The following is a 17,052-nucleotide window of genomic DNA, read 5'->3' as shown; positions in this document are numbered from 1 at the left end:
CCGCGCCGTCGCGTCAGTCCGAATCGCTCTCCACCGGCTCTGTGCGCTCCGGCAGTTCGGCCGCGAGCGCGGCAGCCGCCTGCACGAGGGGGAGCGCGAGCAATGCCCCGGTTCCTTCGCCCACAGTGACGCCCTGATCGAGCAGCGGGTTGAGCGCCATCCGGTCCAGTGCCTTCGCCTGCGCCGGTTCGCCGCTCACCTGGCCCGCGAGCCACCAGTCCGGCGCGCGGAACGCGGCACGCTGCCCGACCAGCGCACACGCCGCCGATACGACTCCGTCGAGGATCACCGGCATCCGGCGTACCGCGCTCTGCAGCAGGAAGCCGGTCGTCGCTGCCAGATCCGCGCCGCCCACCGCCGCCAGCAGCTCCAGCTGATCACCCAGCACCGGCCGGGCGCGGCGCAGCGCGTCGCGGATCGCCGCGCACTTGCGCATCCACGCCAGATCGTCGATGCCCGCGCCGCCGCGGCCGGTCACCACCGAGGCGTCGGTGCCGCACAGCGCGGCGATCAGTGTGGAAGCGGGCGTGGTGCCGCCGACGCTCAGATCGCCGAGTACGACCAGATCCGTGCCGGAGTCGGCCTCCTCGTCGGCGATCGCCATGCCCAGGCGTACGGCCGCCTCGGTCTCCTCGATCGTCATCGCGTCCTCGATGTCGATCCGTCCGCTGCCGCGCCGCACCCGGTGGCGTACGACCTCCTCGGGCAGCAGCTCCGGGTCGCAGTCCAGACCGGCGTCCACGATCCGCACCGGCACACCCGCCCGGCGGGCCAGCACGGCGACCGGGCTCCCGCCCTCCAGCGTGGCGCGCACGAGCCGGTGCGCGGAGCCGGACTCCCGGGCGGAGACGCCCAGTTGGGCCACTCCGTGATCACCGGCGAAGAGCACCACTCGCGGCTGCACGATGGGCCTGACCGGCACCGAGGCCTGCGCGGTGGAGAGCCACTCGCCCAGCTCGTCGAGCCGCCCGAGGGAACCGGGCGTCACGATCAGCCGCTCCCGGCGTTCCTCGGCGTCACGCCGGATGCCGCTGTCGGGGCGCTCGATCAGATCGGAGAAGTCATCGAGATTCAGCCTGCTCATTCGCCGAACAGTACCGGCAGCCATGCCGTGTCCGTGCGGCGCCCGTCAGCTGCGCAGCACGATGGCCTGGCCCGCGACGACCAGCAGGAGGTGCTCGCACTCGTCGGCGAAAGCGGCGTTGAGACGGCCCAGTTCGTCGCGGAAGCGGCGGCCCGACGCGGTGGCGGGCACGACGCCGCTGCCGACCTCGTTGGTCACCGCGACGACGGTGCGGGAGGTGGCCCGTACGGCAGCGACCAGCTCGGCGACCCGCTCGCGCAGCGCGTCCTCGCCGCCCGTGTCCCAGGTCGCGTCGTCCCAGGCGCCCACCTTGTCCATCGCGTCGGTCAGCCACAGCGACAGACAGTCGATCAGCAGCGGCGGCCCGTCCTCGGCGAGCAGGGGTACGAGATCGCAGGTCTCTGCCGTACGCCAGGAGCCGGGACGGCGCTCGCGGTGCAGGGACACCCGGGATGCCCACTCGGTGTCCCCCTCCCGGCCGCCGCCCGTCGCGACGTACAGCACCTCGGGGAAGGTCTCCAGCCTGCGCTCGGCCTCCAGCGACTTGCCCGAGCGGGCGCCGCCGGTGACAAGGGTGCGGCGGGGGAGATCCGGTACGGCGTGGTACTCGCCCACGATCAGCGTCGTCCCGTCGGGCACGGCCCGCGCACCCGCGGCCGCGAGCCGGCGAGCCAGCTCCGGGACGCCGCCGGGAACGTCGTGGTCCAGGTGCACGGCGACGACATCGGTGGTCGGGCCGATCGCCCCGGACGCGCGCAGCCGGGCGATCGCGTCGGGCCGCCCCACGACATCGCCGACGACCATCTCGTACGCGGCCAGGCCCTCCGCGAGACCCGCGGGTGCGCCGCCCGGGGGCAGATACAGCAACCGCTCGCCGTCCGGCGACGTCACCTCGTACCCCGTGCCCGGGTTGTCCATCGACACGGCCCGCACCCGGTGCCCGCTGATCAGCGTCAACTCCCGCCCGTCCGGCACCCGCCCGGCCGCGGGCAGCCCGGCGGGCAGATCGACCGCGGGCCCGTCGTGCGGATGCGTCAGCAGCACCTGCCGTACGCCGACGAGGGAATGCCCCGCCCGCGCGGCGGCCAGGGCGGCGGCGGGCGTGAGATCGAGCAGCAGGGCCCCGTCCACGAGCAGCGCGGTGGCGGCCCGCGCGGACGCCCCGCGCGCGGTGGCGCAGACGGCGCACGGACAGTCGGGCCGGGGGAGTCCGGCGGGCGCGCCGGTGCCGAGCAGTGTGAGTTCCACGCCTCTGATCCTCCCGCGTCACCGCGGGGCGTGCGCGCCCGGCTACGCTGCGGGCAGCAGTGATCAGCTGATGGCCCCTGGGAGTGGGAGGCGGACATGGCATGGACGTGGCGTTTCGAGAAGTCCGACGGAACGGAGGTCCAGCCGGCGGTGCAGCCGGAGGAGTTCACGACGCAGGGTGACGCGGAGTCCTGGATCGGCGAGGTCTGGAAGGACTTGCTGGAGGGCGGGGCGGACCAGGTGGTGCTGTCGGAGGACGGCACGAAGATCTACGGCCCGATGAGCCTGCACGCGGACCAGGGGTAACAGGGCTCAGGTTCGTCAGCCGGAGGGGCTGAGCTTCAGCCCCTCCGGCGCTTGAGGAGCGGGGGTCCGGGGGCAGGGCCCCGGGTTGCGGGAAGGGGCGGGGTGGGGAACAGGCCCGCCGCAGGCGCCCCCCGCCCCGCCCAGATCAGCGCGCCGTCGCCAGGAACTGCGTCGCCGCCAGCTCCCCGTACAGCGGATCCGACGCCACCAGCTCCCCGTGCGTCCCCACCGCTCGCACCTTCCCCGCGTCCATCACCACGATCCGGTCCGCCAGCGTCACCGTCGACAGCCGGTGGGCCACCACCAGCACGGTCACCTCGCGCGACACCTCGGCGACCACATCCCGCAGCGCCATCTCGTTGACCGCGTCCAGCTGCGAGGTCGCCTCGTCCAGAAGCAGCAGCCGCGGCCGCCGCAGCAGCGCCCGCGCGATCGCCACCCGCTGCCGCTCGCCGCCCGAGAGCTTGGAACCGCGGTGCCCGACCACCGTCTCGAGACCGTCCGGCAGCCGGTCAACCAGAGCATCGAGCCTGGCCCGTACGAGAACGTCCCGGATCTGCTCCTCGCTCGCGCCCGGCGCCGCGAAGACCAGGTTCTCGCGCAGCGTTCCCGACAGAACCGGAGCGTCCTGCTCGACATAGCCGATCGAGGCCCGCAGATCGGCCAGCGGCCAGTCCCGTATGTCCTTGCCGTCCACGAGGATCCGGCCGCCGCCCGCCTCGTAGAAGCGCTCGATCAGCCCGAAGACCGTCGTCTTGCCCGCGCCCGACGGGCCGACGAACGCCGTCATCCCCGCGCCGGGCACCTCGAAGGAGACGCCCTGATGGACATAGGGAAGATCGTCCCGGTAGCGGAAGGTGACGTCCTTGAAGACGACCGACGCGGGCCCCGTGCCGGGGACGCCCTGAGGCGGTGTCAGCGTCTCCGTCTCCAGCCGCTCCGCCTCCACGATCCGCGCGATCGCCGCCGAGCCCACCTGGTACTGCGAGGCCGCCTCCACCAGCTTCGACACCGGGTCGATCAGATAGAAGAGAAACAGCAGGAAGGCCACCAGCGTCGAGACGGAGATCGCGCCCGAGGCGACCCGCGCCCCGCCGATCCCCAATACCGCAAGGAACGACACCTGCACCGCCAGGCCCACCGACGACCAGGCCGCCGACTGCCACTTCGCGGACCGTACGCCGTGCCGCCACGCCTCCCGCGCGGCCTTGGCCACGACCTCCGTCTCGCGCTCCTCGGCGCCCGAGGCCTTGACCGTACGGAAGGCTCCGAAGGCTCGCTCCAGCACGGTGGATATCTCGCCGACCGCCTCCTGCGAGCGCTTCGTCGCCTGCGCGATCTTCGGCATCAGCAGGCCGACACAGCCGCCGATCAGCACGATCACGCCGAGCGTCACGCCGAGCAGGACCACGTCCATCAGGCCCATCATCACGATCGTGGCGAGGAAGGCGAGCCCGCCGGTCGCCGCCGAGACGATCGACTGGGTGGTCACCGCGCGCAGCAGCGTGGTGTCGGAGGTGACGCGGGACATCAGATCGCCGGGCTGGGTGCGCTCCACCTCGGGCAGCTTCAGCCGCAGCAGCCGCCCGATCAGCGAGCGGCGTGCGGCCAGGACCACGGACTCGGCGGTGCGCTCCAGGATGTACGTGCCCACCGCCTCGATGGCCGTGCCGAGCACCACCAGGGCGGTGAGCAGCAGCAGGACGCCGGTGATCGACTCGTCCTGGCCGAGCTTGTCGACCAGGGACTTGGCGGCGAGCGGCTGGGCGAGGGCGGTCACCGTGCCCACCAGGGCCAGGGACGCGCCGAGCGCCACGACCCAGCGGTGCGGCCGGAAATGTGTGTACAGCGCCCGCCAGGTTTCCCGGGCCGGGAGTCTGACGGGCGGCTTCTCTGTGGCTTCTGCGGTGGTCACTTGAGTGAGGACGCGAAAAGCCCCAACATGCCTGTGCCGAAGCCGAATTCAGCCACGAATTCGGCCGGATGCGGCCTAGGTCGTGTCCGCAGCCGCGTCCTCAGCCCCGTACTCCGCACAGATGCAGGAGCGCCGCCACCCGGCGGTAGGGCTCCGTGCGCCCCGCCCGGTCCTCCGCGGCCAGCAGCCGTTCCAGCTCCGTCGCGGCGGGCAGCTGGGCGTCGTTCGGCACGTTGTCGGTGAAGACCCGGACGCCGTACCAGGCGTGCAGCGGCGCCGCGATCCCCGCCAGGGTCGCCGTCAGCGCCTCCAGGCGGTCCGCCCGCACCGACAGCCCGAGCCGGTTGGTGTACGTGTCCGAGTCGAAGGCGGTCAGTGCCCCCGGCCAGTCCCCGGCGAGGCCGGGCCGCATGGCGAGCGCGTCGCCGTTGCGTACCAGCAGGGAGAGCAGGCCCCCCGGCGCGAGCATTCTGGCCAGCCCCGCGAGCATCGCGTCCGGCTCCTGGACATACATCAGCACCCCGTGGCAGAGCACCACGTCGAAGCTGCCGGGCAGGAAGTGCACCCCGGTCTCGCGGCCGTCGCCCTCGATCAGCCGGACCCGCTCGCGGATCCCCGCCGGCTCGCCGGCCAGCGACTCATGGGCCGCCTTGAGCATCTCGGCGTCGGACTCCAGGCCCGTCACGGTGTGACCGGCCCGCGCCAGGCGCAGGGCCTGGGTGCCCTGGCCCATGCCGACGTCGAGGATCCGCAGCCGCTGTCCGACCGGATAGCGCGCGGCTATCTGCTCGTCGAGCTGCCGGGCGACGAGCTCCTGGCGGACCATGTTGCGCAGTCCGCCCAGCCCGGCCAGCCATTCGGCCGAAGCGCCCCCGAATCCGGAGACCTCCGGGCTCAGGGCCGCTCTCCGCGCTTGACCTGCGGCTTCGGCAGGCGCAGTCGGCGCATCTGGAGCGTACGCATCAGGCCGTAGGCGACCGCCCCGCGCTTGGGCTCGTTCGGGAAGCGCTCGTTCAGCTGCTTCTTCATACGGAACGCCAGGCCGATGGAGTCGACGATGATCAGCACGATCACGCCGAGCCACAGCAGCAGTGCGATGTTCTGCAGCGAGCCGACCCGGACCATGCTCAGGACCAGGATCACCACCGCGAGCGGCAGGAAGAACTCGGCGATGCAGAAGCGGGAGTCGACGAAGTCCCGCACGAACCGGCGCACCGGTCCCTTGTCACGGGCCGGCAGATACCGTTCGTCGCCGCTGGCGAGGGCCTCGCGCTGCCGGGCCAGGTCGGCGCGGCGGGCCTCCCGCTGGCGCTTCGAGGCCTCCTTGCGGTCGGCCGGCGCGCTGGAGGCACGGCGACGCTGGGTCTGGGCCTCACTGCGCTTGGGCGTGGGGCGGCCCTTCGGGGCCTCGGGGTCGCGGGGCTGCTTGGAGAGGTCTACCTGCACCTTGGCGGTGGGGGACTTCTCTTCCTTGGAACGGCTACCAAACACAAAGCCCAAGGGTACGGGGTGGAAGGCATGGACCCAACGCCGGTGGGGAACGATCCGGCAACACCGAGCGTCAGTACAGAACAGAAGCCGGTCACAAGCCGGACAGAGCGGACGTCACCCGTGGTTTCCCTGACGGTCACCTACTCCTTGGGCCTGATCGGCCCCGTGAGCAGTCGTCCTTGGGGAGGAGCGCATCCGCTCCCGAACAGTGCGGTAATGGATGCAGGGCCCGTACTGTGGGTTCTGTTGGAGTGCTGAAGCTGAGTCCGTCAGAAGGGGGCGCGCGAAGCCCATGAGCGGTGTCATGAAGCGTATGGGGATGATCTTCCGCGCGAAGGCAAACAAGGCCCTTGACCGGGCCGAGGATCCGCGCGAGACCCTCGATTACTCGTACCAGAAGCAGCTGGAACTGCTGCAGAAGGTGCGCCGCGGAGTCGCCGATGTGGCGACCTCCCGCAAGCGGCTGGAATTGCAGCTGAACCAGCTGCAGGGACAGTCGACCAAGCTGGAGGACCAGGGCCGCAAGGCGCTGGCGCTCGGCCGTGAGGACCTGGCGCGTGAGGCGCTGTCCCGCCGTGCCTCGCTCCAGCAGCAGGTCACCGACCTCGAGACGCAGCACCAGACGCTGCAGGGCGAGGAGGAGAAGCTCACCCTCGCGGCCCAGCGGCTGCAGGCCAAGGTCGACGCCTTCCGTACGAAGAAGGAGACCATCAAGGCCACCTACACAGCGGCCCAGGCACAGACCCGGATCGGCGAGGCCTTCTCCGGTATCTCCGAGGAGATGGGCGACGTCGGCCTGGCGATCCAGCGGGCCGAGGACAAGACCGCGCAGCTGCAGGCCAGGGCCGGCGCGATCGACGAGCTGCTGGCCTCCGGCGCCCTGGACGACCAGTCCGGGATGGCGAAGGACGACATCGCCGCCGAGCTGGACCGCATCTCCGGTGGTACTGATGTAGAGCTGGAGCTGCAGCGGATGAAGGCCGAGCTGGCGGGCGGCCCGAGCTCCTCGCAGCAGGCGATCGAAGGCGGCAACGGCACGCAGGACGCCGCTTCGCAGCAGAACCGCCCGAAGTTCGACAAGCAGTAGGGACTCGTCATGATCGTACGGATCATGGGGGAGGGTCAGCTGGAGGTGGCCGAGAGCCATCTCACCGAACTGAACAAGCTCGACGACGAGCTGCTGGCCGAGATGGAGAGCGGCGACAGCCCCGGCTTCCGCCGCACTCTGCACGCGCTCCTGGGGAAGGTCCGGGAGCTCGGCGAGCCGCTGCCGGACGACTCCCTGGAGCCGTCCGAGCTGATCCTTCCCGCTCCGGACGCGACGCTCGAAGACGTACGGGAACTGCTCGGCGACGACGGCCTCATTCCGGGCTGACGATCCCCGGCCGACGGCCCCCGGCCGGCCTCCGCACTCCAACAGACAGCGTGCCCCGCCCCGTTGATCCGGAGCGGGGCATTCTGCTGTTCTCTGCTGTGCTCGCGGGTGTACGCGGCTGCCGCGGCACGCCGTACCGTTGCTCGATGTGACCTCACTCGCCACCGGGTTCGCCCGCACCCAGCACTGGCTCCGCGCGCATCCGCTGGCGCTGGACGGCGCGCTGGCCGCGGTCGTGCTGATCTGCATGGTCGCCGGGTCCTTCGCCGACCCGAACGGGCGGCACGGCCCGGAGTTCGGCAGCCGCACCCCCGAGCTGCGCAGTGTGGTGCTGATGGTCCTGGTGGCCGGGGCGCTCGTCTTCCGCCGCCGCAACCCGATGCCCGTCCTGGTCTTCACCTCGGTGGTGTCCGTCTTCGAGCTGGTCGTGGGGGAGCCGCCGGCCCCGGTCGCGATGAGCGCGGTGATCGCGCTCTATACGGTCGCCTCGCGCACCGACCGGCCCACCACCTGGCGGGTCGGCCTGCTGACCATGACCGTGCTGACCGGCGCGGCGATGTTCTTCGGCTCGACCCCCTGGTACACGCAGGAGAACCTCGGCATCTTCGCCTGGACCGGGATGGCGGCCGCCGCGGGCGATGCCGTGCGCAGCCGCCGCGCCTTCGTCGACGCGATAAGGGAACGGGCCGAGCGCGCCGAGCGCACCCGCGAGGAGGAGGCCCGGCGGCGGGTCGCCGAGGAGCGGCTGCGCATCGCCCGCGATCTGCACGATGTGGTCGCGCACCACATCGCCCTGGTCAATGTGCAGGCCGGAGTCGCGTCGCATGTCATGGACAAACGCCCCGACCAGGCCAAGGAGGCCCTCGCCCATGTGCGGGAGGCCAGCCGCTCCGCGCTCAACGAACTGCGTGCCACGGTCGGACTGCTGCGGCAGTCCGGCGATCCCGAGGCCCCCACCGAACCGGCCCCCGGCCTGGAGGTCCTCGACGAGCTGGTCCTCACCTTCCGGCAGGCCGGACTGCCGGTCGAGGTGGCCCGCGCCGACGACGGCGTGCGGCTTCCGGCCGCCGTCGACCTCGCGGCGTACCGGATCATCCAGGAGGCGCTGACCAATGTGCAGAAGCACGCGGGCTCGGACGCCAAGGCCGAGGTCAGCGTGATCCGGGTCGGCCCGACGCTGGAGGTCACGGTCCTCGACAACGGCGTGGACCCCGACGGGCAGACGGACGGCGGCGGTCACGGTCTGCTCGGGATGCGCGAGCGGGTCACGGCACTCGGCGGGGCGCTGACCGCGGGCCCCCGTTACGGCGGCGGCTTCCGTGTGCAGGCGATACTTCCTCTCAAGACCCGTACGGGGGAGGACAGATGACGATCAGGGTGCTGCTCGCCGACGACCAGACACTGCTGCGCAGCGCGTTCCGGGTCCTGGTGGACTCCGAACCCGACATGGAGGTCGTCGCCGAGGCCGCGGACGGCGCCGAGGCTCTCGCCCTGGCCCGCTCCGCCAAGGCCGATGTGGTCCTGATGGACATCCGGATGCCCGGTACGGACGGGCTCGCCGCGACCCGCATGATCAGCGCGGACCCGGAGCTGGCTCACGTACGCGTCGTCATGCTCACCACCTTCGAGGTCGACGAGTACGTCGTGCAGTCGCTGCGGGCGGGGGCCTCGGGCTTCCTCGGCAAGGGCGCGGAACCGGAGGAACTGCTCAACGCCATCCGGATCGCCGCCGCGGGCGAGGCGCTGCTCTCGCCGGTCGCCACCAAGGGCCTGATCGCCAAGTTCCTCGCGCAGGGCGGCACGTCGGACGACGGGCAGGAGACCCAGGCGTACTCCGAGCGCCTTGCCGGGCTCACCGGCCGCGAGCGCGAGGTCCTGGTCCTGGTCGGCGGGGGCCACTCCAACGACGAGATCGCCGAGCGTCTCGCGGTCAGCCCGCTGACGGTCAAGACCCATGTGAACCGGGCGATGGCGAAACTGGGCGCCCGCGACCGCGCCCAATTGGTGGTTGTCGCTTACGAATCGGGCCTGGTACGTCCAAGGGTGGAGTGAGCCGGCGGTCCGCCTACTCCAGCTGCGGTATGCGCGGCATAAGGAACGGGACCTGGGAGCGACGGTCGGGCCTCTTCGAATGCCTGATCGTATAAGCGGGCAGCTGTGCCCCCCTTCGAGTCCTTCCTGCCGCGCAAGCCACAGAAGAGAGACCCCATGTCCTGGCTGTCCAGATTCAGCCTGTCGCAACGGGCCCTTGTCGGTCTGATGTCGATCGTCGCGATCGTCTTCGGAGCGATCGCCATCCCGCAGCTCAAGCAGCAGCTGCTGCCGTCCATCGAGCTCCCGATGGTGTCGGTGCTCGCCCCCTACCAGGGCGCGTCCCCCGATGTGGTCGAGAAGCAGGTCGTCGAACCGCTCGAATCGACCCTGAAGGCCGTCGACGGCATCAAGGGGATCACCTCCACGGCGAGCGAGGGCAACGCCGTGATCATGGCCAGCTTCGAGTACGGGGACGGCACCAAGCAGCTCGTCGCCGATGTCCAGCAGGCCGTGAACCGGGCCCGCACCCAGCTGCCCGAGGACGTCGACCCGCAGGTCGTCGCCGGTTCGACGGACGACATCCCGACCGTCGTCCTCGCCGTCACCTCGTCCAGGGACCAGCAGGCGCTGGCCGACCAGCTGGACCGCACCGTCGTCCCGGCCATCGAGGACATCGACGGCGTCGGACAGGTCTCGGTCGACGGCGTCCAGGACCTCCAGGTCTCCGTCACCCCCGACGAGAAGAAGCTCGCCGACGCGGGCCTGAACACCCTGGCCCTCGGCGAGGCACTCAAGGCGGGCGGCGCCACCATGCCCGCCGGTTCCTTCTCCGAGGACGGCAAGAGCCGCACCGTCCAGGTCGGCGGAGGCTTCACCACGCTGCAGCAGATCGAGGACCTGCGGGTGACCCCGGTCAAGGGCAGGCCGGTGCGCCTCGGTGACATCGCCACGGTCAAGCAGGAGGAGTCCGAGCGGGTCTCCATCACGCGTACGAACGGCAAGCAGAGCCTCGCCGTTCTCGCCACCATGGACAACGACGGCAGCGCCGTCGCCATCTCGGACGCCGTCAAGGACAAGCTGCCCAAGCTCCGCAAGGATCTGGGCTCCGGCGCCGAGCTGACGGTCGTCTCCGACCAGGGCCCGGCCGTCTCCAAGTCGATCTCCGGTCTGACCACCGAGGGCGCGCTCGGCCTGCTCTTCGCGGTCATTGTGATCCTGGTCTTCCTGGCCTCGCTCCGCTCCACCCTGGTCACCGCGGTCTCCATACCGCTCTCGGTCGTACTCGCGCTGATCGTGCTGTGGACCCGCGACCTGTCGCTCAACATGCTCACGCTGGGCGCGCTGACCATCGCGATCGGCCGGGTCGTCGACGACTCGATCGTGGTCCTGGAGAACATCAAGCGGCACCTCGGCTACGGCGAGGAGCGGCAGAGCGCGATCATCACCGCGGTCAAGGAGGTGGCCGGTGCGGTCACCGCGTCCACGCTGACGACCGTCGCGGTGTTCCTGCCGATCGGCCTGGTGGGCGGCATGGTCGGCGAGCTGTTCGGCTCGTTCTCGCTGACCATCACGGCGGCGCTGCTCGCCTCGCTGCTGGTCTCGCTGACCGTCGTGCCGGTGCTCTCGTACTGGTTCCTGCGCGCGCCGAAGGCCGTACGCGGCATCGACCCGGAGGAGGCCCGGCGCAAGGCGGAGGAGAAGGAGGCGCGCAGCCCGCTCCAGCGGCTGTACGTCCCGGTGCTGCGCTTCGCGACCCGCCGCCGCCTCACGAGCGTCGCCCTGGCGCTGCTCGTCCTCGTCGGCACCTTCGGCATGGCACCCCTGCTCAAGACCAACTTCTTCGACCAGGGCGAGCAGGAGGTCATGTCCGTCAAGCAGGAACTGGCCCCCGGCACCAGCCTGGAGGCGGCCGACGCCTCCGCCAGGAAGGTCGAGAAGGTCCTCGACGGCATCGACGAGGTCAAGGACTACCAGGTCACCGTCGGCTCCTCCGGCTTCATGGCGGCCTTCGGCGGCGGTACGGGCGCCAACCAGGCCTCGTACCAGCTCACGCTGAAGGACGCGGGGTCGTACGAGAAGACCCGCGACCGTATCGACGAGGAGCTCGGCAAGCTCAAGGGCATCGGCGAGACGACGATCGCGGCGGGCGACGGCTTCGGCAACCAGGACCTGAGCGTCGTGGTCAAGGCGTCCGACGCGGACACCCTGAAGAAGGCCTCGGAGGCGGTACGGGCCGAGGTCGCGAAGCTCGACGACGTCACCGACGTACAGAGCGACCTGGCGCAGAGCATCCCGCGGATCTCCGTCCGGGCGAACGCGAAGGCCGCGGACGCGGGCTTCAACGAGACCACGCTGGGTCTGGCCGTCGGCCAGGCGGTGCGCGGCACCCCCTCGGGCAAGGCGATCCTCGACGACACCGAGCGCGATGTCGTCATCACCTCCGCCAAGCCGGCCACGACGCTGGCCGAGCTGCGCGACCTCTCGCTCGGCGCGGTGAAGCTCGGTGAGATCGCCGATGTGAAGCTGGTCCCCGGCCCGGTCTCGATGACCCGGATCGACGGCTCGCGGGCCGCGACGATCACGGCGAAGCCGACCGGCGACAACACGGGCGCGGTCTCCGCCTCGCTCCAGAGCAAGCTGAAGTCCCTGGACCTCCCGGAGGGCGCGACCGCTTCGATCGGCGGCGTCTCCTCCGACCAGGACGACGCCTTCGCCTCGCTGGGCCTGGCGATGCTGGCGGCGATCGCCATCGTCTTCATGCTGCTGGTGGCGACGTTCCGGAGCCTGGTCCAGCCGCTGATCCTGCTGGTGTCCATCCCGTTCGCGGCGACCGGCGCGCTCGGTCTGCTGATCGTGACGGGTACGCCGATGGGCGTCCCGGCGATGATCGGCATGCTGATGCTCATCGGCATCGTGGTCACCAACGCGATCGTGCTGATCGACCTGATCAACCAGTACCGGGCCCAGGGCCTGGGCGTGGTGGAAGCGGTCGTCGAGGGCGGCCGCCACCGGCTCCGCCCGATCCTGATGACGGCACTGGCGACGATCTGCGCGCTGCTCCCGATGGCGCTGGGCGTCACCGGCGAGGGCGGCTTCATCGCCAAGCCGCTGGCGGTGGTGGTGATCGGCGGTCTGATCACCTCGACGCTGCTGACGCTGCTGCTGGTGCCGACGCTGTACGCGATGGTGGAGCTGCGCAAGGAACGCCGCGCGAAGAAGAAGGCGGCGAAGCGGGCAGCCGGGTCGGGCGCGGCGAGTGAGCCGCACTCCGAGAACGCGGAGGAACCGGCTCCGGCAGGCGTGTAACCAGGCGCGAAGCACCGCACCCGGCGGCGATCCCTTGTGGGGGACGCGGCCGGGTGCGGTGCTTTTCGGGTCATTTAGGGGTAAAGAGAGTCGCATGACGAGGTACGTACTGATCCCCGGCGCGGACGGCCGCGCGTGGTACTGGCACCTGGTCGTGCCCGAGCTGCGCGCACGTGGCCATGACGTGGTGACCGTGGACCTGCCCCAGGACGAGTCTGCGGGTCTCGCCGAGTACACCGACGCTGTCGTCCGGGCGATCGGCGCGCCCACGGGCGGCGAACTCGTCCTCGTCGCGCAGTCGCTGGCCGGATTCATCGCCCCGCTCGTCTGCGAGCGCATCCCCGTCGACGGGCTGATCCTGGTCAGCCCCATGGTGCCGGCCCCCGGCGAGAGCGCGGGGGACTGGTGGGCGAACACCGGTCAGGCCAAGGCCCGTGCGGCCTTCGCGGTGCAGGAGGGCCGGGACCCGGACGCGGCCTTCGACATGCTGACCGACTTCTTCCACGACGTTCCGCAGGAGGTGACCCTGGAGGCCATGACCCAGGGCGAGGCCGGACCGACGGTGGCCGTGTTCACCCAGCCCTGGCCTTTGAGCACCTGGCCGGACGTCCCCACCCGCTGCATCCAGGGGCGCGAGGACCGCTTCTTCCCGCTCGACTTCCAGCGCCGCATCGCGCGCGAACGACTGGGCATCACCGTCGAGGAGATGCCCGGCGGACACCTCCTCGCGCTGAGCCGCCCGGCGGAACTGGCCGACCTGATCTGCCGCTAGATCTCCGGTGGCGAAAAGGGGGGCGCCCCGGCCACGATCGGCCGGGGCGCCCCTCGCAGGCACAGCGCAAGCGTTACGGCAGCGCCAGCATCCGCTCCAGCGCGAGCTTCGCGAAGCTTTCCGTCTCCTTGTCGACCTGGATCCGGTTGACCAGGTTGCCCTCGGCCAGCGACTCCAGCGCCCACACCAGGTGCGGCAGGTCGATGCGGTTCATCGTCGAGCAGAAGCAGACCGTCTTGTCGAGGAAGACGATCTCCTTGTCGGGGTGCGCGTTCGCGACCCGGCGGACCAGGTTGAGCTCGGTGCCGATCGCCCACTTGGAACCGGCCGGGGCCGCCTCCAGCGTCTTGATGATGTACTCCGTCGAGCCGACGTAGTCCGCGGCGGCCACGACCTCGTGCTTGCACTCGGGGTGGACGAGCACGTTCACGCCCGGGATCCGCTCGCGCACGTCGTCGACCGAGTCCAGCGAGAAGCGGCCGTGCACCGAGCAGTGCCCGCGCCACAGGATCATCTTGGCGTCCCGCAGCTGCTCGACGCTCAGCCCGCCGTTCGGCTTGTGCGGGTTGTACAGGACACAGTCGTCGAGCGACATGCCCATCTCGCGCACCGCGGTGTTGCGCCCCAGGTGCTGGTCGGGGAGGAAGAGCACCTTCTCGCCCTGCTCGAAGGCCCAGTCCAGCGCACGCTTCGCGTTCGACGACGTACAGATCGTGCCACCGTGCTTGCCGGTGAAGGCCTTGATGTCCGCCGAGGAGTTCATGTACGAGACGGGCACGACCTGCTCGGCTATACCGGCCTCGGACAGCACGTCCCAGCACTCGGCGACCTGCTCGGCCGTCGCCATGTCGGCCATCGAGCAGCCGGCGGCCAGGTCGGGCAGCACGACCTTCTGGTCCTCGGAGGTCAGAATGTCTGCGGACTCGGCCATGAAGTGCACACCGCAGAACACGATGTACTCGGCCTCCGGCCGGGCCGCGGCGTCCTTGGCCAGCTTGAAGGAGTCGCCGGTGACATCGGCGAACTGGATGACCTCGTCGCGCTGGTAGTGGTGGCCGAGGACGAAGACCTTGTCGCCGAGCTTCTCCTTGGCCGCACGGGCGCGCTCCACCAGGTCCGGGTCGGACGGGGACGGCAGGTCGCCGGGGCACTCCACGCCGCGCTCGCTCCTGGGGTCGGCCTCGCGGCCGAGCAGCAGCAGGGCGAGCGGCGTCGGCTGGACGTCGAGCTCAGGGCGGGCTTGGGCGGTGGTCACGTCACGCACCCTTTCTCTTCTGCAGAGGCACTTCTCGTCTATTTGACGCTATCTATCATAACTGCTTCACGTCACTTTGACGATGTCCATAGCGTCGATGTGACGCACCCCCCTGCTCCCTCCCGTACACCCCCGGTACACCCGTCCGTCCACAGGCCGCTGCCCCTCGCTGGGCCGGTGTGCGAGCATGAAGGGGAAAGACCAGGGCTCGCCCGGAATGAATCCCGGGCCCCGCCGGTTGCAACCGTCGGCAAGCAGTCTCCGTACAACCCGGGAGAGAAGCAGATGTCCGTATCGGACGAGACCACCACCGTGAGCGACGGCATCCTCCTGTCCGACGCCGCCGCAGCCAAGGTGAAGGGCCTGCTGGAGCAGGAAGGCCGGGACGACCTGGCCCTGCGCGTGGCCGTTCAGCCCGGCGGCTGCTCGGGCCTGCGCTACCAGCTGTTCTTCGACGAGCGCTCGCTCGACGGCGATGTCGTCAAGGACTTCGGCGGCGTCAAGGTCGTCACCGACCGGATGAGTGCCCCGTACCTGGGTGGCGCGTCCATCGACTTCGTGGACACGATCGAGAAGCAGGGCTTCACGATCGACAACCCGAACGCCAGCGGGTCCTGCGCCTGCGGCGACTCCTTCAGCTAGGGCTTCGCACCTCGCACGTACGAAAGGCGGCGTCCCCGATGCCCGGGGCCGCCGCCTTCGTATGCTCGTTTTCGTGTGCCCGCGTGCTACTTCGCCGGGACGGACGGCCTCACCGGGACGGCCTCACCTGTCGCCGCGTCCACGACCTTCCGGTCACCCAGCGGCTTGTCCAGCGTCACCTTCGCGGTGATCTCCTTGGCGATGGCGATGCAGACCCGGCCGGGGTCGGGATTCGTCTCCACGATCCGGACCGACACCGAGGTGCCGCTCTCGCTCGCCTTGGCCGCGTAGTCGCTGCACACACCGCCCCAGAAGGTCAGGGCCAGAGTCCGCCCGCTCACGGTGTAGGACTCGATGCGCCGGTCGGACGGCGCCGGGGGAGTCTGCGGCGGCTCGGTCGGCCTGATGTCCTGCTGCGGCGGAGTGGTCTCCTTCAGATACTTCGGGTCCACCGCGAGCTGCGTGACCGTGAACGGCTGGGCCCCGCCCTTCGGCTTCACCTCGAACAGCCACGACGGTACGAGCGCCTGCTGCCCGTCCACGTACTGCGCGGCCAGACCGAACACGGCCTTGGTGACCGTCAGTTGCTCCGGACCCTTCACCCTGGTCTTCGGCGTGCACGGGGTCTCGGGCTTCTGCTCGCCCTCCAGAGGCACCGGCGTGGCGCAGCCGCCGATCCCGATCGTGCCGCTTCCCCGGGAGTCCTTGTTCAGCTGCTTCAGCGCCTCCTGGGCCGAGATCACCGGGTACTCGTCGCTCTTCTGGGGCGTCTTCAACTGCCCGCTGCCGCCCACCACATGACCATCCGCGCCTACCTGGATCCCGGTCGTCCAGCCGTATGTCGGCAGCCCGTCGACCAGCGGGTCGGCGTTCACCACGCGCACCGCGCCCATCAGTTGGCGTGCGTCCAGATCGGCGTCGCTCTGACCGAGCGCCTTCAGTACGGGCGACGCGGCCTTTTTCGCGGCCTGCTCACTCACCGGGCTCGCGCCCGTCGGTGAGGTCTCGCCGCGCGCTGGGCACTCCTTGCCCTTCAGACAGTTGTCGCCGCCCGGTGTCGCCACGAACCGGGCGAAGGTCCAGGTGCCCGGCGCCTGCTTGCTGACCTGGAGCAGGGGGCCGGCGCCGTCCTTGTCCGCCCCGATCTTCCAGGCCGGGCCGACCAGCCGGGGTGTGCCCGGAAGTCCGAGCGCCTTCGCCAGCCGGGTCACCTCGGCCGCGGTCACGGCGCCCTTCGTACGGTGGACAGCGGCCTCGGCCGGTCCGGCCGGCAGCTTGCCCTCGGCCTTGTAGACCACGCCGCCGCCCGAGGGGTCGGGCTCACCGGGCGCGATGCCGCCCCGGTCCCCGCCCTCCGTACGGCTGTCGACAGCGAGCGGGGGCGGATTGCCGCCGCGGCCCGGCGCGCCGCTCTTGGCGTCGGCGCTGTCGTGGCCGCCCCCGAAGCCCGCTGTCGCGAAGTACGTACCCCCGCCCGCGACCAGCACCGCCGCCGCCACCGAGGCGACGGCGAACGGGGAACGCCGGCGGCGGGGGCTGTCGTGCGTCTCTTCCGTACTGCTCACCGCATCGCTCCTTGTCTCCGTGACCCCGTCGCACGGGGTCACGGATGGGACGGAGCGGG

The 17,052-nt window shown here is 70.8% G+C and carries 15 protein-coding genes; 8 read left to right on the top strand and 7 right to left on the bottom strand.

Annotated features, from left to right (window positions below; genetic code table 11):
- Nucleotides 1-13: 13 nt before the first annotated feature.
- Both cobT and OG741_RS11335 read right to left on the bottom strand, forming a co-directional pair.
- Nucleotides 14-1,084, bottom strand: coding sequence for a nicotinate-nucleotide--dimethylbenzimidazole phosphoribosyltransferase (gene cobT / locus OG741_RS11340; protein ID WP_405596691.1), 1,071 nt, complete (start codon nucleotides 1,082-1,084; stop codon nucleotides 14-16).
- 45 nt (nucleotides 1,085-1,129) lie between these two features.
- Nucleotides 1,130-2,332, bottom strand: a complete 1,203-nt coding sequence (locus tag OG741_RS11335) for a bifunctional adenosylcobinamide kinase/adenosylcobinamide-phosphate guanylyltransferase (protein WP_405596690.1) — start codon at nucleotides 2,330-2,332, stop codon at nucleotides 1,130-1,132.
- Between the two features lie 96 nt (nucleotides 2,333-2,428).
- On the opposite strand from OG741_RS11335, the gene OG741_RS11330 reads away from it, so the two are divergent.
- Nucleotides 2,429-2,638: a hypothetical protein gene (locus OG741_RS11330; RefSeq protein WP_324972549.1), complete on the top strand. Its 210-nt coding sequence runs from the start codon at nucleotides 2,429-2,431 to the stop codon at nucleotides 2,636-2,638.
- Between the two features lie 145 nt (nucleotides 2,639-2,783).
- On the opposite strand, the gene OG741_RS11325 is transcribed toward OG741_RS11330, so the two are convergent.
- The 3 genes from OG741_RS11325 to OG741_RS11315 all read right to left on the bottom strand — a co-directional run bounded on the left by OG741_RS11325 (nucleotide 2,784) and on the right by OG741_RS11315 (nucleotide 6,044).
- On the bottom strand, nucleotides 2,784-4,553 hold the full coding sequence (locus OG741_RS11325) for an ABC transporter ATP-binding protein (protein WP_405596689.1): 1,770 nt from the start codon (nucleotides 4,551-4,553) through the stop codon (nucleotides 2,784-2,786).
- A gap of 100 nt (nucleotides 4,554-4,653) precedes the next feature.
- Entirely contained in the window at nucleotides 4,654-5,379 is a 726-nt protein-coding gene (locus OG741_RS11320; RefSeq protein WP_266477243.1) for a bifunctional 2-polyprenyl-6-hydroxyphenol methylase/3-demethylubiquinol 3-O-methyltransferase UbiG, read from the bottom strand.
- A 68-nt stretch (nucleotides 5,380-5,447) separates the two neighbouring features.
- The gene (locus OG741_RS11315; RefSeq protein ID WP_405596688.1) at nucleotides 5,448-6,044 is read right to left on the bottom strand and encodes a DUF3043 domain-containing protein; all 597 of its coding nucleotides are present in this window, start codon (nucleotides 6,042-6,044) and stop codon (nucleotides 5,448-5,450) included.
- Nucleotides 6,045-6,336: 292 nt separating this feature from the next.
- Here OG741_RS11315 and OG741_RS11310 point away from each other — a divergent pair, with 292 nt between their 5' ends.
- From OG741_RS11310 to OG741_RS11285, 6 genes are all read left to right on the top strand, one after another.
- Nucleotides 6,337-7,131, top strand: a complete 795-nt coding sequence (locus tag OG741_RS11310; protein WP_266477245.1) for a PspA/IM30 family protein — start codon at nucleotides 6,337-6,339, stop codon at nucleotides 7,129-7,131.
- A gap of 9 nt (nucleotides 7,132-7,140) precedes the next feature.
- Nucleotides 7,141-7,419, top strand: coding sequence for a hypothetical protein (locus tag OG741_RS11305; RefSeq protein ID WP_405596686.1), 279 nt, complete (start codon nucleotides 7,141-7,143; stop codon nucleotides 7,417-7,419).
- A 148-nt stretch (nucleotides 7,420-7,567) separates the two neighbouring features.
- The gene (locus OG741_RS11300) at nucleotides 7,568-8,788 is read left to right on the top strand and encodes a sensor histidine kinase (protein ID WP_405596685.1); all 1,221 of its coding nucleotides are present in this window, start codon (nucleotides 7,568-7,570) and stop codon (nucleotides 8,786-8,788) included.
- Nucleotides 8,785-9,471, top strand: coding sequence for a response regulator transcription factor (locus tag OG741_RS11295; RefSeq protein WP_266477251.1), 687 nt, complete (start codon nucleotides 8,785-8,787; stop codon nucleotides 9,469-9,471). Before OG741_RS11300 ends, OG741_RS11295 begins: the two co-directional genes overlap by 4 nt.
- 156 nt (nucleotides 9,472-9,627) lie before the next feature.
- Nucleotides 9,628-12,759 (top strand): efflux RND transporter permease subunit, encoded by a 3,132-nt coding sequence (locus tag OG741_RS11290; protein WP_405596684.1) that lies wholly within the window; start codon nucleotides 9,628-9,630, stop codon nucleotides 12,757-12,759.
- A gap of 94 nt (nucleotides 12,760-12,853) precedes the next feature.
- Nucleotides 12,854-13,531, top strand: a complete 678-nt coding sequence (locus OG741_RS11285; RefSeq protein ID WP_405596683.1) for an alpha/beta fold hydrolase — start codon at nucleotides 12,854-12,856, stop codon at nucleotides 13,529-13,531.
- 73 nt (nucleotides 13,532-13,604) lie between these two features.
- Here the strand turns inward: OG741_RS11285 and nadA are convergent, their stop codons facing one another.
- Nucleotides 13,605-14,795 (bottom strand): quinolinate synthase NadA, encoded by a 1,191-nt coding sequence (nadA, locus tag OG741_RS11280; RefSeq protein ID WP_405596681.1) that lies wholly within the window; start codon nucleotides 14,793-14,795, stop codon nucleotides 13,605-13,607.
- Nucleotides 14,796-15,071: 276 nt separating this feature from the next.
- Between nadA and OG741_RS11275 the strand changes: the two genes are divergently transcribed.
- Entirely contained in the window at nucleotides 15,072-15,428 is a 357-nt protein-coding gene (locus OG741_RS11275) for an iron-sulfur cluster assembly accessory protein (RefSeq protein ID WP_108148255.1), read from the top strand.
- Nucleotides 15,429-15,514: 86 nt separating this feature from the next.
- Here the strand turns inward: OG741_RS11275 and OG741_RS11270 are convergent, their stop codons facing one another.
- Nucleotides 15,515-16,993 (bottom strand): hypothetical protein, encoded by a 1,479-nt coding sequence (locus tag OG741_RS11270; RefSeq protein WP_405596679.1) that lies wholly within the window; start codon nucleotides 16,991-16,993, stop codon nucleotides 15,515-15,517.
- Nucleotides 16,994-17,052: the final 59 nt, after the last annotated feature.

The organism is Streptomyces sp. NBC_01410, assembly GCF_045040195.1.
Classification (GTDB): domain Bacteria; phylum Actinomycetota; class Actinomycetes; order Streptomycetales; family Streptomycetaceae; genus Streptomyces.
This window is presented reverse-complemented; position numbering and strand designations above follow the sequence as displayed.

Coding starts and splice junctions, on each gene's coding strand:
- cobT (WP_405596691.1), bottom strand. CDS start 1,084: ATGAGCAGGCTGAATCTCGATGACTTCTCCGATCTGATCGAGCGCCCC.
- OG741_RS11330 (WP_324972549.1), top strand. CDS start 2,429: ATGGCATGGACGTGGCGTTTCGAGAAGTCCGACGGAACGGAGGTCCAG.
- OG741_RS11320 (WP_266477243.1), bottom strand. CDS start 5,379: ATGGTCCGCCAGGAGCTCGTCGCCCGGCAGCTCGACGAGCAGATAGCC.
- OG741_RS11310 (WP_266477245.1), top strand. CDS start 6,337: ATGAGCGGTGTCATGAAGCGTATGGGGATGATCTTCCGCGCGAAGGCA.
- OG741_RS11305 (WP_405596686.1), top strand. CDS start 7,141: ATGATCGTACGGATCATGGGGGAGGGTCAGCTGGAGGTGGCCGAGAGC.
- OG741_RS11295 (WP_266477251.1), top strand. CDS start 8,785: ATGACGATCAGGGTGCTGCTCGCCGACGACCAGACACTGCTGCGCAGC.
- OG741_RS11290 (WP_405596684.1), top strand. CDS start 9,628: ATGTCCTGGCTGTCCAGATTCAGCCTGTCGCAACGGGCCCTTGTCGGT.
- OG741_RS11285 (WP_405596683.1), top strand. CDS start 12,854: ATGACGAGGTACGTACTGATCCCCGGCGCGGACGGCCGCGCGTGGTAC.
- OG741_RS11275 (WP_108148255.1), top strand. CDS start 15,072: ATGTCCGTATCGGACGAGACCACCACCGTGAGCGACGGCATCCTCCTG.